This is a genomic window from Actinokineospora sp. HUAS TT18, from assembly GCF_051364635.1.
Classification (GTDB): Bacteria; Actinomycetota; Actinomycetes; order Mycobacteriales; family Pseudonocardiaceae; genus Actinokineospora.
Genome location: NZ_CP195645.1, coordinates 3,739,115 through 3,752,844, shown reverse-complemented (window position 1 = coordinate 3,752,844; position 13,730 = coordinate 3,739,115). Strand labels below are relative to the sequence as shown.

13 protein-coding genes are annotated in these 13,730 nt (G+C 70.1%); 6 read left to right on the top strand and 7 right to left on the bottom strand.

Features of this window, described 5'->3' with window-relative positions:
* Window positions 1-26 precede the first annotated feature (26 nt).
* Window positions 27-1,295 carry a UDP-N-acetylglucosamine 1-carboxyvinyltransferase gene (gene murA, locus ACSHT8_RS16755; protein WP_436491739.1) on the top strand — a complete coding sequence of 423 codons (1,269 nt, stop codon included), beginning with the start codon at window positions 27-29 and terminating at the stop codon, window positions 1,293-1,295.
* On the opposite strand, the gene ACSHT8_RS16750 is transcribed toward murA, so the two are convergent.
* On the bottom strand, window positions 1,292-2,371 hold the full coding sequence (locus ACSHT8_RS16750) for a sulfite oxidase (protein WP_436491738.1): 1,080 nt from the start codon (window positions 2,369-2,371) through the stop codon (window positions 1,292-1,294). The genes murA and ACSHT8_RS16750 overlap by 4 nt on opposite strands.
* Before the next feature lie 122 nt (window positions 2,372-2,493).
* Between ACSHT8_RS16750 and ggt the strand changes: the two genes are divergently transcribed.
* On the top strand, window positions 2,494-4,263 hold the full coding sequence (gene ggt, locus ACSHT8_RS16745) for a gamma-glutamyltransferase (protein WP_436491737.1): 1,770 nt from the start codon (window positions 2,494-2,496) through the stop codon (window positions 4,261-4,263).
* 35 nt (window positions 4,264-4,298) lie between these two features.
* Here the strand turns inward: ggt and ACSHT8_RS16740 are convergent, their stop codons facing one another.
* The 3 genes from ACSHT8_RS16740 to ACSHT8_RS16730 all read right to left on the bottom strand — a co-directional run bounded on the left by ACSHT8_RS16740 (window position 4,299) and on the right by ACSHT8_RS16730 (window position 5,969).
* Window positions 4,299-4,598: a hypothetical protein gene (locus tag ACSHT8_RS16740; RefSeq protein ID WP_436491736.1), complete on the bottom strand. Its 300-nt coding sequence runs from the start codon at window positions 4,596-4,598 to the stop codon at window positions 4,299-4,301.
* A gap of 77 nt (window positions 4,599-4,675) precedes the next feature.
* Window positions 4,676-5,542, bottom strand: a complete 867-nt coding sequence (locus ACSHT8_RS16735) for a trypsin-like serine protease (RefSeq protein WP_436491735.1) — start codon at window positions 5,540-5,542, stop codon at window positions 4,676-4,678.
* Between the two features lie 73 nt (window positions 5,543-5,615).
* On the bottom strand, window positions 5,616-5,969 hold the full coding sequence (locus tag ACSHT8_RS16730; RefSeq protein WP_436491733.1) for a hypothetical protein: 354 nt from the start codon (window positions 5,967-5,969) through the stop codon (window positions 5,616-5,618).
* A 202-nt stretch (window positions 5,970-6,171) separates the two neighbouring features.
* Between ACSHT8_RS16730 and ACSHT8_RS16725 the strand changes: the two genes are divergently transcribed.
* Window positions 6,172-8,190 carry a protein meaA gene (locus tag ACSHT8_RS16725; protein WP_436491732.1) on the top strand — a complete coding sequence of 673 codons (2,019 nt, stop codon included), beginning with the start codon at window positions 6,172-6,174 and terminating at the stop codon, window positions 8,188-8,190.
* On the opposite strand, the gene ACSHT8_RS16720 is transcribed toward ACSHT8_RS16725, so the two are convergent.
* Window positions 8,187-8,786: a GrpB family protein gene (locus tag ACSHT8_RS16720; RefSeq protein ID WP_436491731.1), complete on the bottom strand. Its 600-nt coding sequence runs from the start codon at window positions 8,784-8,786 to the stop codon at window positions 8,187-8,189. The two genes, ACSHT8_RS16725 and ACSHT8_RS16720, sit on opposite strands and share 4 nt — an antisense overlap.
* A gap of 32 nt (window positions 8,787-8,818) precedes the next feature.
* Here ACSHT8_RS16720 and ACSHT8_RS16715 point away from each other — a divergent pair, with 32 nt between their 5' ends.
* Both ACSHT8_RS16715 and ACSHT8_RS16710 read left to right on the top strand, forming a co-directional pair.
* Window positions 8,819-9,592: an enoyl-CoA hydratase-related protein gene (locus ACSHT8_RS16715; protein WP_436491730.1), complete on the top strand. Its 774-nt coding sequence runs from the start codon at window positions 8,819-8,821 to the stop codon at window positions 9,590-9,592.
* A 53-nt stretch (window positions 9,593-9,645) separates the two neighbouring features.
* Window positions 9,646-10,839, top strand: coding sequence for a DUF3592 domain-containing protein (locus tag ACSHT8_RS16710; RefSeq protein WP_436501944.1), 1,194 nt, complete (start codon window positions 9,646-9,648; stop codon window positions 10,837-10,839).
* Here the strand turns inward: ACSHT8_RS16710 and ACSHT8_RS16705 are convergent.
* Window positions 10,734-12,227: a chitinase gene (locus ACSHT8_RS16705; protein WP_436501943.1), complete on the bottom strand. Its 1,494-nt coding sequence runs from the start codon at window positions 12,225-12,227 to the stop codon at window positions 10,734-10,736. The genes ACSHT8_RS16710 and ACSHT8_RS16705 overlap by 106 nt on opposite strands.
* A 274-nt stretch (window positions 12,228-12,501) precedes the next feature.
* Window positions 12,502-13,023, bottom strand: coding sequence for an NUDIX domain-containing protein (locus tag ACSHT8_RS16700; RefSeq protein ID WP_436501942.1), 522 nt, complete (start codon window positions 13,021-13,023; stop codon window positions 12,502-12,504).
* A 45-nt stretch (window positions 13,024-13,068) separates the two neighbouring features.
* On the opposite strand from ACSHT8_RS16700, the gene nucS reads away from it, so the two are divergent.
* The gene (gene nucS, locus ACSHT8_RS16695) at window positions 13,069-13,728 is read left to right on the top strand and encodes an endonuclease NucS (RefSeq protein WP_436501941.1); all 660 of its coding nucleotides are present in this window, start codon (window positions 13,069-13,071) and stop codon (window positions 13,726-13,728) included.
* Window positions 13,729-13,730 lie beyond the last annotated feature (2 nt).

The window sequence follows — 13,730 nt, the reverse complement described above, 5'->3', positions numbered from 1 at the left end:
GGGAGCGCAGGGGCATCATTGCGTCCGTGACAGAGCACTTCCAGGTTCACGGCGGCGCCCGGCTCGTCGGTGACGTCGAGGTTGTCGGGGCCAAGAACAGCGTGCTCAAGCTGATGGCGGCCGCTCTCCTAGCCGAGGGCACGACCACCCTCACCAACTGCCCCGAGATCCTCGACGTCCCCCTGATGGCCGACGTCCTGCGGAGCCTGGGGTGCGAGGTCGACCTCGACGGCGACACCGCGGTCATCACCACCCCCGCCGAGCTCAACCACCGCGCCGACTCCGCCTCGATGGGCAAGCTGCGCGCCAGTGTCTGCGTGCTTGGCCCGCTGGTCGGCCGCTGCAAGCGCGCGGTCGTGGCGCTGCCCGGCGGGGACGCGATCGGGTCGCGGCCGCTGGACATGCACCAGAACGGGCTGCGCCAGCTCGGGGCGACCAGCGAGATCGAGCACGGCTGCGTCGTCGCCGAGGCCGAGGGCCTGCACGGCGCCCAGATCTGGCTCGACTTCCCCAGTGTCGGCGCCACCGAGAACATTCTGATGGCCGCCGTCCTGGCCGACGGTGTGACGATCATCGACAACGCCGCGCGTGAGCCCGAGATCATCGACCTCTGCGTCATGCTCCAGCAGATGGGCGCCAAGATCGAAGGCGCGGGCACCTCCACCCTGACCGTCCACGGCGTCGACTCGCTCAAGCCGACCGAGCACCGCGTTGTCGGCGACCGGATCGTGGGCGCGACCTGGGCGTTCGCCGCGGCGATGACGCAGGGCGACATCACCGTCAAGGGCGTCAACCCGCACCACTTGGACCTGGTCCTGGAGAAGCTGCGCACCGCGGGCGCCGAGATCACCACGTTCGACGACGGATTCCGCGTCGTGCAGCACGACCGGCCCAAGGCGGTCGACTTCGTGACGCTGCCCTACCCGGGCTTCGCCACCGACCTGCAGCCCTTCGCCATCGCGATGACCACCATCGCCGACGGCACGTCGATGATCACCGAGAATCTCTTCGAGGCACGCTTCCGCTTCGTGGAGGAGATGATCCGCCTCGGCGCCGACGCGCGCACCGACGGCCACCACGCCGTGGTCCGCGGCGTCGAGCGGCTGTCGTCGGCCCCGGTGTGGGCCTCGGACATCCGCGCGGGCGTCGGCCTGGTCCTGGCGGGCCTGTGCGCGGACGGCGTCACCGAGGTTTGGGACGTCTACCACATCGACCGCGGCTACCCGATGTTCGTGGAGAACATGCAGCGCCTGGGCGCCGACGTGCGGCGGGTCGACGCCGAGCCGACGCGCTAGCGCACGGTCACCGGCACGCGCTGGGCCATGTTGTTCGTCATGCCCTGTGTGTTCCACGGCTGCTCGACCGGCTGCGTGTCGTTCCCGGCGGACGCGCGCGCCATCAGCACAGTGTCGCCCGGCTTCGCGTCCCACCGCAGGGTCCACGACCGCCACGCGTAGTCCGCCGCCGCGCCGAGTTCGGCTTCCGTCCAGGTCAGGCCGCCGTCCACGCTCACGTCGACCCGCGTGACCGGCGCGAACCCGCACCACGCCCGCCCGAACAGGTCGACCGGCCCCGCCTCCACGATCCGCCGTCGGGTCATGAAGTCCGGGAATCCCGGCGGCACCATCAGCGCGCGCGGCTTGATCCGGGTCACCGGCTCGCCGGGCGAGTCCAGCTCGGTCTTGATCCGGTACGCCGTCGCGTTCTGGAACCCGGTGAACGGCTCAGCGATCACCGTGATCCGGCTCAGCCACTTCACGCTCGCCATCCCGTACCAACCGGGCACCACCAGCCGCGCGGGCGCCCCGTGCTGCGGCGGCAGCGGTTGGCCGTTCATCTCGTAGGCGACCAGCACGTCGTCGAGGTCCGCGACGCCGAGCCCGCGCTGGTAGTCCTGCTCGACGCCCCGGTCGCTGCCGTGGTCGAGGCCGGTGAACACCACGTCGACCGCGTCCTCCGGCAGCTCGCCCAGCAGATCGAGCAGCGGGACGCCGGTCCACCTGGCCGTCCCGACCGCCTCGTCGAGCCACGGCTGGCTCACCGGCCGCGGGTGCAGCCGCGCCCGCCCGTTGCCCGCGCACTCCAGCGTCACGGTCCGCTCGACGCGCGGCCGTCCGCGCAGGTCGGCGAGGTCGAGGACCAGCGGCGAGACCAGGCCGTCGATGGTCAAACGCCAGGTCACCGGGTCGACGTAGGGGATGTCGTAGTGGACGAGGACATAGTGCAGGCCCGCCGGGGTGAGGTCGTAGCGCAGCGCCTCCAGCGGCATGCCGTGGTTGCGGGCGGCGAGCCGCAGCTCGTCGAGGGAGATGCCCTCGTCCGGATCCGCGATGCGCGACGCCTCGCCCTGGCGCACAGTTGGCGTGGTCATCGGCCCAGCGTCCACCCCCTAGCCGTCGCGCGACAGGGGCGTAGGTCGCGCGTTCGGCGGGTAGCCGCTGCATGACCGTCCGAGTAGAACTGGACCACCGATCCGCAGATGGAGGGGTACCGATGACTGCACGAACGCGGGCGTTGACCACGGCTGTGGTGCTGACGGTGGGGCTGATCGCCGCGCCGACCACGGCGAGTGCGGCGCCCGGCTTGGCCAAGGAGCCGCTGGCCACCGGCTACGGCGGGGCGGTCGTCTCCGACACCGTCGAAGCCACCGAGGCCGGCATCGATGTGCTGCGCAGAGGCGGCACCGCCGCCGACGCCGCGGTCGCCGTCGCCGCGACCCTGGGCGTCACCGACCCGTTCATGGCGGGCCTCGGCGGCGGCGGGTACTTCGTCCACTACGACGCCCGCACCGGCCGCGTGTCCACCATCGACGGCCGCGAGACCACCCCGGCCGCGGGTGACGCCCAGATGTTCATCGACCCGGCGACGGGCGCGCCCTATCCCTTCCCCAGGGCCGTGACCAGCGGTTTGTCCGTCGGCGTGCCCGGCATGCTCGCCACCTGGGAACGCGCGTTGCAGCGCTGGGGCACCATCAAGCTCAAGGACGCGCTGAAGCCCGCGATCAAGGTCGCCGACAAGGGCTTCCCGGTCACCCCGGAGATCCGCGCGGAGATCATCGCCAACCAGGACCGCCTCAAGCAGTTCACGTCGAGCGCCGAGCTGTTCCTGCCCGGCGGCGCGGCCCCCGAGGTCGGCACCGTCATGCGCAACCCGGACCTCGCAGACACCTACCGCGAGATCGCCAAGCAGGGCACCCGCGCGTTCTACGGCGGCTCGATCGGCGCCGACGTGGCCGCCGCGACCCAGCACCCGCCGCTGGCCCCGGACGCCACGATCACCCCGCCGCCCGGCCGCATGACCGTCCAGGACCTGCGTGACTACCGGACGATCGACCGCGCGCCGACGCACGTCACCTACCGCGGCTACGACGTCTACGGCATGGCGCCCAGCTCGTCCGGCGGCATCACCGTCGGCGAGGCGCTCAACATCCTGGAGACCTTCGACGTCGGCGCCATGGACCGGACCCAGGCGCTGCACCACTACCTGGAGGCCAGCAAGCTCGCCTTCGCCGACCGCAACCGCTACATCGGCGACCCGGCGTTCGTGAACGTCCCGCAGGACCGGCTGCTGTCGGACGCGCACGCCGCCCTGCGCGCGTGCCTGATCAGCCCGACCTCGGTCCTGCCCGCCCCGACCGCTCCGGACGCGGGCTGTGTGCCCGCCGCCGGGACGGCGTCGCCGGAGAACGAGGTGCACACCAACCACTTCGTCGTGTCGGATCGGCGCGGCAACGTGGTGTCGTACACGAACACGATCGAGCAGGTCGGCGGCAGCGCCATCGTGGTGCCGGGGCGCGGCTTCCTGCTCAACAACGAGCTGACGGACTTCAACTTCACCCCGACCCAGGGCAGCGCCCCCGACCCGAACCTGGCGGCGCCCGGGAAGCGGCCGCGGTCGAGCATGTCGCCGACGATCGTGCTGAAGGACGGCAAGCCGTTCCTGGCGCTGGGTTCGCCCGGCGGGTCGACGATCATCACCACGGTCCTGCAGATCCTGGTCAACCGGATCGACTTCGGCATGAATCTGCGTGACTCGGTGTGGGCGCCGCGCGCGACCCAGCGGAATTCCGCGTCCACGGTGGCTGAGCCCGCGTTCATCGCCGCGGCGGGCGGCCTGCAGGCGTTGGGCCACGTGTTCACCCCGCAGGAGTTCATCGGCGCCGCGGCGACGATCGAGTTCCTGCCGCACGGGAAGGTGCAGGCGGTCGGCGAGACCGTCCGCCGCGGCGGCACGTCGGCCGCCGTCGTGTTCCCGGCGCGCTGACTGTCCGGGCCCGCGTCCCGCGAGGGGCGCGGGCCCTAGTCGGGATGGCGGCGCAGCAGGGTGTCGATGGCTTCGCGCTCGTCATTGGGGAAGACCATGACCCGGTAGCCGAAGCCGTCGTCGGTGGGCACCGTCGTCGCCTTGATGCCGACGTCCTGGAGTTCCTGCTCGACCAGCCGCGCCGAGTCCGGACTGGTGACCTTGGCGACCTCGCGCAGCAGGCCGTAGTCCTTGCGGCGGTCGGAATCCGGCCCGAGGCCCCAGCGGATGACGCCGCCGATGAGCCCGACCACGAGCAGCGCCACCAGGATCAGATACGGCGCGGGCAGGTCCATGCGTCCATCATCGTGCCGGCGCTGTCTCGCGGCAAAGAGCTAAGGAGCCGCCCACAGTCGGGCGGCTCCTTTCGCGACTACGGCAGTGCCACGAACTCGCTGAGGAACGCCCGCGCGACGGGCGCGTCGAGCCGGTAGGTCACGTTGGTGGCGTAGCACGGGCCGTCGCCGGTGATGGTGGTGGCGACGAGGGTGAGCTTGCCGTCGACGGTGGCGAAGTTCGGGCCGCCCGAGTCGCCGTAGCAGGCGCCGCCGTTGCCCTGCGGGGCCGTCTGGCCCAGCCGCACCCAGGTGTTGTTGAGCGAGTTGAACGTCACCGGGGCCTTCATCCGGACACCGCCGCCCGGGTGGGTGTGGCCCCCGGGGCCGCGCTTGGCCTCCTCGGTGCCGTAGCCCGCGACGACGAACGGGGTCGCGTTGAGGCCCTGCGGACCGAGCTCGCCAAGCCGGTTGGCGGTGGGCAGCGTCGCCGGGGTGAACGACCACCGGGCGGCCACCGCGGCGGCGGGCACCTGGACCACGGCGATGTCCTTGGAGTCGGCCGAGTTGCCCGGGTAGTCCGGGTGGTTGTGCGCCACGCCCTCGACCGCGATGGCCGCGCCGACGGCGGACGGGTCGCCGGGGTGGGCGGCGTTCGCGGCGTCGAGGTCGGCCTGGACGTTCTGGCCGAGCGAGACGTAGAAGCGCACGCCCTCCGGCCAGTCGGTGGTGCAGTGCGCCGCGGTCAGGAAGGTGTCGCGGTCGACCATCGTGCCCGAGCACATCCAGTCGATCCGGTCGGGCGTGGCCGGGTCGCCGTCGTTGTCCCACTGGACGACCAGGGCACCAACCTCGGTCCGCTCCGGCGCCGGGGTGGCGTTGTAGGTGTTGATCGCCGAAGCCGACGGCGCCACGGTGAGCAGCAGCGCGGCGACGGCGGCGGGGACGAGGAACTTCGGACTCATGGTCGGTCCTCCGGAAGGGTTTCGGGTTGGCACAGTCAACCCCGCGACCCTTCCGGAGGCAACGGTCCGACGCTCAGACGTTGAAGCAGCTGTACGTGCCGGGCGGCAGCGCGGGCGGGGTCTGGCCCGCCGGGTAGAACTCGATGTACGGGTCGCGCGGCTCGAACCACGGGCCGCCCGAGGTGATCTCCTTCGGGCTGCTCAGGTCGAACTGGCTGCACATCTTCCCGCTGCTGGAGGTGAACCGGTAGGTCGCCAGCACCCGCCACGGCCGGGTCACCGTGCTGTCGCACGAGCCGAACGCCGAGCCGGTCTCCACGCGCAGCCACACCTTGCACCCCGCCGGGATGGTCGGCGTGGACGCCGCGGTGGCCACCCCGGTCGTGCTGACCAGCAGGGCCGCGATGGCGCCCGCCAGTACTGTCATCCGCTTCATGTTCAGTGATCTCCCCATGATCGACATACGGACACCGAAGGTCCGTCATGCCGCTGGTGAGCCGGTGGAAAGTGAGTCAAGCTCAGCGGCCGAGCACGGGGGATGATGGGTGGCTGTGAGCAATGGCACCGCGCGATGCGGTGTTACTCGGCAGTACTCTCCACGAAAAGGACTGATTAACGGAGGTTAACCGGTGCCGTACCCCACAGACCGTGAGCGTGACCGTCCGTGGGTCATGCGCACTTACGCCGGTCACTCCTCCGCGGCGAAGTCGAATGAGCTGTACCGCCGCAACCTGGCCAAGGGCCAGACCGGCCTGTCCGTCGCCTTCGACCTGCCGACGCAGACCGGATACGACCCCGACCACGAGCTCGCCAAGGGCGAGGTCGGCAAGGTCGGCGTGCCCGTCACCCATCTCGGTGACATGCGCACGCTGTTCGACCAGATCCCGCTCGCGGGCGCCAACACCTCGATGACGATCAACGCGACCGCCATGTGGCTGCTGTCGCTCTACGTCTCGGTGGCCCAGGAGCAGGCCGAGGCCGAGGGCACCGACTGGCACGAGGTCGTCGCCAAGCTCGCGGGCACCACGCAGAACGACATCATCAAGGAATACCTGTCGCGCGGCACCTACGTGTTCCCGCCCGGGCCGAGCCTGCGGCTGATCACGGACATGGTGGCCTGGACGGTCACCAACGTGCCGAACTGGAACCCGATCAACATCTGCAGCTACCACCTGCAGGAGGTCGGCGCGACGCCCGTGCAGGAGGTCGCCTACGCGATGTGCACGGCCATCGCGGTGCTCGACGCGGTGCGCGACTCCGGGCAGGTACCCGCCGAGAAGTTCGGCGAGGTCGTGCAGCGCATCTCCTTCTTCGTCAACGCGGGTGTCCGCTTCGTCGAGGAGATGTGCAAGATGCGGGCGTTCACCGAGCTGTGGGACGAGATCACCCGCGACCGCTACGGCATCACCGACGCCAAGCAGCGCCGGTTCCGCTACGGCGTGCAGGTCAACTCCCTCGGCCTGACCGAGGCCCAGCCGGAGAACAACGTCCAGCGCATCGTGCTGGAGATGCTCGCGGTCTCGCTGTCGCGCAAGGCCCGCGCCCGCGCCATCCAGCTTCCGGCGTGGAACGAGGCGCTCGGCCTCCCGCGGCCGTGGGACCAGCAGTGGGCGCTGCGGATGCAGCAGGTGCTCGCCTTCGAGACCGACCTGCTGGAGTACGAGGACATCTTCGACGGCTCCCCGGTCATCGAGGCCAAGGTCAACGAGATCATCACCGGCGCGCGCGAGGAGATCGACCGCGTGCAGGCCATGGGCGGGGCGGTCCCGGCCGTCGAGTCCGGCTACATGAAGACGCAGATGGTCGGCTCGCTCGCCGAGCGCCGCAGGCTCATCGAGGCCGGTGAGCAGATCATCGTCGGCGTCAACAAGTTCGACACCACCGAGCCCAGCCCGCTGCAGGCCGAGGGCGCCAAGGCGATCGAGACGGTCGACCCGGCCTTCGAGCAGGAGGCCGTCGAAGCGGTCAAGCGGTGGCGCGCGGCCCGTGACAACGACAAGGTCACCGAGTCGCTGCGGGTGCTGCGCGACGCGGCGAAGACCGAGGCGAATCTGATGGACGCCACCCTGGCGTGCGCCCGCGCGGGCGTCACCACCGGCGAGTGGTCGGCGGCCCTGCGCGAGGTGTTCGGCGAGTACCGGGCACCCACGGGCGTCTCCGGCGCGTCGGCGAGCGGCGAGGCGGGCGCCGAACTGGCGACCGTGCGCGAGCGGGTCAAGGCGACGGGCGAGGAACTGGGCGAGCGGCTGCGCATGCTCGTCGGCAAGCCCGGACTCGACGGCCACTCCAACGGCGCCGAGCAGATCGCCGTGCGGGCCCGCGACACCGGGTTCGAGGTCGTCTACCAGGGCATCCGCCTCACCCCGGACCAGATCGTGGCGGCCGCGGTGCAGGAGGGCGTGCACGTGGTGGGCCTTTCGATCCTGTCCGGCTCGCACCTGGAGGCCGTCCCCGCCGTGGTCGACGGCCTGCGCGCGGCCGGTGCGGGCGACATCCCGGTCGTCGTCGGCGGCATCATCCCGCCCGACGACGCCGAGATCCTGGCCGCGCGCGGCGTGGCCAGGGTGTTCACGCCGAAGGACTACGAGATGACCCAGATCATGGACGAGATCGTCAACGTCATCCGTGAGGCCAACAAACTGGGCTAGAGAAGGCCATTCGCCTTGAACATCCGCTCGTAGATGTCGCGGATGACGGGCTCCTTGTGCCGGTTGTAGTCGACGATGACTCCCGCCGCCGCCGTGGTCTCCGCGGCGGCGGCGTGTTTCGCTTCGCGATAGCGGTTCAGGTCGTCCGGGTGGGCGATGAGCCAGTCGCGGAACATGCGGTGGCGGATGGTCTCGGGGCAGTCCGGGCTGAACACGTGCAGGTTCGTGTCGGGCTCGGCGAGCTTGAGGCAGCGGTGCTCGTGCCAGCTGGGTTCGCGGACGATCAACCGGAATCCCGCTGCTTCGAGGGCCGGGAGATAGGCGCTCTCGTCGGCGGAGTCCGGCACCGTCAGGTCGATGTCGATGATCGGCTTCGCGGGCAGGCCGGGGACCGACGTGCTGCCCACGTGCTCGACGTGCAGCGCCGTGTCACCCAGCGCCTCCTTGATCAGCGCGGCGACCCGCGCGAACCACTCCGGCCACCGCTCGTCGTACTCGGCGATGACGAACGGCTTCGGCGTCGGCGGCCCATCGACCCAGGGGTTCTCGTCCGGGTCGGGTTCGTGGTGTCGGGTGATCTCCTCCGGCGTGGGCATGCGGCCAGCCTATTCGCGGGTACGGTCGGGCCATGGCCGATTACGAGCACATCACCGTCGAGCGCGCCGACCGCGTCGTCCGGATCACGATGAACCGGCCCGCCCGCCGCAACTCCCTGTCCTACGACCACCTCGCCGAACTGCTGAGCGCCTTCCGCGCCGCGGGCGAGTCCGACGCGACCGGCGTCGTACTCGCGGGTAACGGCCCGGTGTTCTCCGCGGGCCACGACTTCGCCGACGTCGCCGCCCGCGACCTCGCGGGCGTGCGTTCGCTGCTTTCGCTGTGCACCGACCTGATGCGCACGATCCAGTCGGTGCCCCAGATCGTCATCGCCCGCGTCCACGGCCTGGCCACCGCCGCGGGCTGCCAACTCGTCGCGACGTGCGACCTGGCCGTCGCCGCCGAGTCCGCGGGCTTCGCCCTCCCCGGCGGCAAAGGCGGCTGGTTCTGCCACACGCCTGCGGTGCCGGTGGCCCGCTCCGTCGGCCGCAAACGTTTGCTGGAGATGGCTTTGACCGGCGACATCATCGACGCCCGGACGGCGGAGTCCTGGGGCCTGGTCAACCGCGTGGTCCCGGAATCCGACTTGGACAAGGCGGTCGACGACCTGCTCTTCCGCGCCACCCGCGGCAGCGACGCCAGCCGCGCGATCGGCAAGCAGACGATCTACGCCCAGTTGGACCGGCCGGAAGCCGATGGGTACGCGGTCGCTTTGGAGGTCATGGCGGCGGCTTCACAGCTGGCGGGCGCGAAGGAGGGCATGGCGGCCTTCCTTGAGAAGCGTTCGCCGGTCTGGCCCGACTAGTTATGGCGGCGGGGCCTCTCGCGATATAAGGACAAAGACACCTGGGGGTTGCTTTGGACTCTGTCGCGGACTTAGCCGACTTCAAACGCGTTCGCCTGCGCACCTACCTCAGAGGACAGGACGACGTCACCGCGTTCCCCGGTCGCGTCGACCCCGCCGCGGCGGTGGGAGCGATGCGGGCGGCCCGGAAGGTCGGCGTGCTCGGGGTTGTCCTCGGCCTGGTGCTGCTGACCGTCTGGCTGGTCGTCGCGCTTATCGGGGACGCCGCCGATGACGACTTGGTCGCGACGGGTACGCGGGTGCAGGGGGTGGTAGTCGACGAGCACGGTGGTACCAAGATCCTCTCATCGTCGATCGACGTGCGGTTCACGCCGATCGGTGGGGTGTCGCGGGTCGAGAGCATCAACGTCAACTCGCTGGACGACTACGGTGTCGGGACGCTGGTCGAGGTCATCTACGACCCGGCCGACCCCACCCGCGTGCGGACCCCGGACGAGTTGAACGCCGCGAACTGGCAGATGGGTGTCGCGGTGGTTTCCTTCGCCTTCGGCGGCATTCTGGTGTCCGGCGGGGTGGTCACCGTGGTGTGCTGGCAGCGCAGACTGGCCAGGGTCGGCCAGTGGCGGCGGGCCCGCGCGACCACCGGGAAGATCGGCCGCCGGGACACGCTGGAGTTGGACGAGCCGACGATGTGGCTCACGACGATCGGCAGGCCGCTGCCCGCCTCGCTGCCCCGGACCTCCGAGGTCTGGGTCACCGGCTCCGGGACGGCCTGGACCGTCCTCTTCGGACACGGACCGTTCGTCGCCGCCGCGCGGACGCATGATCGGATCGCCGCGCCTGGGCCGCTGCTGGACGAGCAGCGGGTGATCGCCCGCAGGCGGCTCGGCCAGGCGGTGGCGTTGACGGTGCTGGGAATCGGGCTCCTCGCGCTGGACATTGTGCTCAGCCGGCAGGACACGTGGTCGATGGGACAACGGTTTGCTCGTCCCGATGCTGATCGTCACGCTGACGGTCGGGTCGCTGACGATGATCGGGTACGGCCTGCGCTTCGTGGTGCGGTGGGCCAGGCGGATCGGCGAGCTGCGGAAGATCGGCTGACCGGCGGCGTGCGCCCGGGGGAGCGCACGCCGCCGATCCGCTACGGCAGCGTGTCGAGATGCGGCGCCACCGTGTTGGCGAAGTTCCAGCCGTTCGACGCGTCCCAGTTGATCGACCACGTCATCGCTCCCCGGATGTCCGGGTAGGCGGTGGACGGGACGAAGCTGCCGCAGTTCGTCCGCCTGGCCAGGCAGCTCAGCGCGTTGTTGACGTTGCCGGGTGGCTGGTAGCCGCCACCCGCGCCGGAAGGTGACGCGGGCAGGCCGAGGCCGACCTGGTCAGCCCGCAGGCCGCCTTGCAGCTGGATGCACGCGAGCGCGGTCAGGAAGTTGACCGAGCCCTGGCTGTGGACGTTGCCGTCGCAGCCGTTCATGGTGCCGGAGTTGTAGTACTGCAGGTTGACGATCGTCAGGATGTCCTTGACGGCCAAGGCGAGCTGGAAGTAGCCGCCCTGGGTGGACTGCATGTCGATCGTCTGCGGTGCCATCGTGATCACCTTGCCGCCCGCGGCGTGGATGCGGCGCAGCGCCGAACCCATGTGCGTGGCGTTGATGCCGTTCTCCAAGTCGATGTCGACGCCGTCGAAGCCGTAGTCGGCGATCAGCGCGGAGACCGTGCGGGAGAACGCCTCCGACGCCGCCGCGTCGCCGACCCACACCGTGCCCTTCTCGCCGCCGACGGAGATGATCACCTTCTGGCCGCGAGCCTTGACGGTGCGGATGTCGGCGCGGAACTGCGCGTCGGTGTAGCCGCCGAGTTGGCTCGACAGGCCGGAGTCCAGGGTGAAGCTGACCGCGCCGTTGGTCCCGGGCACCGCGTCAGCGAACGCGACGGCGATGATGTCGTAGGTCGTCGGGACCTGGGCGAGGGTGAGTGCCTTGGCGCCGTTGTAGAAGTTCTGCCAATAGCCGGTGAGGACGTGCTTGGGCAGGCCGGTCGGCGGCGGCGGGGTGGTCGTGGTGGTTGTCGTGGTCGGCCCAGTCGTGGTCGTTGTGGTGGTTGTCGTCGTTGTGGGAACGGTGGTTGTGCTCGTCGGCGGCGTGCCGGGGCCGTCGAGGATCACGTCGTCGGCGCGGTAGGCGGGCTGGCCGTACCAGCCGTGCAGGTAGATCGTCACCGACCGGGTGGACGCGCCGGAGGTGAACGCCGTCGACAGCTGCACCCACGAACCCGAGACCGGCGTCCAAGAACTGACGTCAGATGTCCCGGTGCCGGTCGCGCCGAGGTAGGTGTAGGCGCCCTTGACCCACGCGGACAGGGTGTAGCGGGTGTTCGGAATGACCGAGATGGTCTGCGAGCAGCGGGCGTTGTCCTGCCCGGAAGGGGTTCCCACCAGCGCGGATGTGCCGGAATGGGTGTCCCCGCCCGCCACGGCCGCGCCGGTGCAGGACCAGCCGCTCAGGCCCGACTCGAAGCCGGGGTTGGTGATCAGATTGGCCGCCGACGCCGGTCCGGTGAACGCGACGATCAGCGTGAAGCAGACCGCGACGGACGAAAGCAGGGCGACGAGCGCGCGTTTGACAGGGAGCGACATGGCTGCCTCCAGTGGCCGGGTACAGGGAGATCCGGCTCACTCAAAATGGACTAGACCACTGGGCCTGTCAACCCCGATGGAGCAATGCGATCGCCCGGTCGAGCGCGAAAACGTTGCCAGCGAAGAGTTCCTGCTTTGTGAATACCAGCGTCCGGATGCTCACGCCGTCGAACGGCTGTCCTCATCGAGGTAGCGAAATCGGCCCGCCCGTCAGCAGTGCGATCTCTTGTCATTCTGGTAGGACGTCTGACGTCTGACGCGCAACGTGGTCAGGCTACCGCAACAGCAGGAGCGCGTACGCGGCGATCGACTGCGCGTCGGTGATCTCCCCGTCGCGCACCATCCGCTCGAACTCGGCGCGGCTGAACCACGCCGACCGCATGTCCTGCTCCTCGTGCTCGCGCCGCGGCGGCCCCTCGGTCAGCCCGGTCGCGAGGAACACGTGCCCCCGCTGGCTCGACATCCCCGGCGCGCAGTCAAGCGACCCGATCCGCACGATCTCCGCGGCGACCAGCCCGGTCTCCTCTTCGAGCTCCCGCGCCGCGAGGACGGTCGGGTCGACGTCGGCGCGGTCCGGCGCGGTGCCCTGGGGGAACTCCCAGCGCCGGGCGCCGAGGGGATAGCGGAACTGCTCGACGAGCGTCAGCCGGTCGCCGTCGAGGGGGATGACCAGCGCGTAGTCCGGTTTGTCGATCACCCCGTAGATTCCCGCGCTGCCGTCGGCGCGGCGGATCTTGTCCTCGCGGACGGTCATCCACGGGTTCACATAGACCTGGTCCGATCCGAGTGTCTCCACGGGTCGATCCTGCCGCATACCGGCCTTCGGACTAACCTGCTGGCCGTGCGCCTCGTGATCGCTCGCTGCCAGGTCGACTACGCCGGACGGCTGACCGCCCACCTGCCCATGGCCAACCGGCTGCTGCTGGTGAAGGCCGACGGGTCGGTGTCGGTCCACTCCGACGACCGCGCCTACAAGCCGCTGAACTGGATGACCCCGCCCTGCTGGCTCACCGAGGACGACAGCGTCTGGACGGTGCAGAACAAGGCGGGCGAGAAGATCGTCATCACCATCGAGGAGATCCTGCACGACTCGTCGCACGAACTGGGTGCCGAGCCGGGCCTGGTCAAGGACGGCGTCGAGGCCCACCTGCAGGAACTCTTGGCCGAGCACATCCACACCCTCGGCGAGGGCTGGACCCTGGTCCGCCGCGAGTACATGACCGCCATCGGCCCGGTCGACATCCTGTGTCGCGACCACACCGGCTCGTCGGTCGCCGTCGAGATCAAGCGCCGCGGCGAGATCGACGGCGTCGAGCAGCTGACCCGGTATCTGGAACTGATGAACCGCGACCCGCTGCTGGCCCCCGTCAAGGGCATCTTCGCCGCCCAGATCATCAAACCGCAGGCGAGGGTCTTGGCCGAGGACCGCGGCATCCGCTGCGTCACCCTCGACTATGACGCCCTGCGCGGAATCGAGTCCGACGAGTTCCGCCTGTTCTAGGC

Bases quoted from the DNA above. Each gene is read 5' to 3' on its own strand.
- ACSHT8_RS16705 (WP_436501943.1), bottom strand. From the start codon at position 12,227: ATGTCGCTCCCTGTCAAACGCGCGCTCGTCGCCCTGCTTTCGTCCGTC.
- ACSHT8_RS16740 (WP_436491736.1), bottom strand. From the start codon at position 4,598: ATGGACCTGCCCGCGCCGTATCTGATCCTGGTGGCGCTGCTCGTGGTC.
- ACSHT8_RS16735 (WP_436491735.1), bottom strand. From the start codon at position 5,542: ATGAGTCCGAAGTTCCTCGTCCCCGCCGCCGTCGCCGCGCTGCTGCTC.
- ACSHT8_RS16715 (WP_436491730.1), top strand. From the start codon at position 8,819: ATGGCCGATTACGAGCACATCACCGTCGAGCGCGCCGACCGCGTCGTC.
- ACSHT8_RS16720 (WP_436491731.1), bottom strand. From the start codon at position 8,786: ATGCCCACGCCGGAGGAGATCACCCGACACCACGAACCCGACCCGGAC.
- ACSHT8_RS16750 (WP_436491738.1), bottom strand. From the start codon at position 2,371: ATGACCACGCCAACTGTGCGCCAGGGCGAGGCGTCGCGCATCGCGGAT.
- ACSHT8_RS16730 (WP_436491733.1), bottom strand. From the start codon at position 5,969: ATGACAGTACTGGCGGGCGCCATCGCGGCCCTGCTGGTCAGCACGACC.
- ggt (WP_436491737.1), top strand. From the start codon at position 2,494: ATGACTGCACGAACGCGGGCGTTGACCACGGCTGTGGTGCTGACGGTG.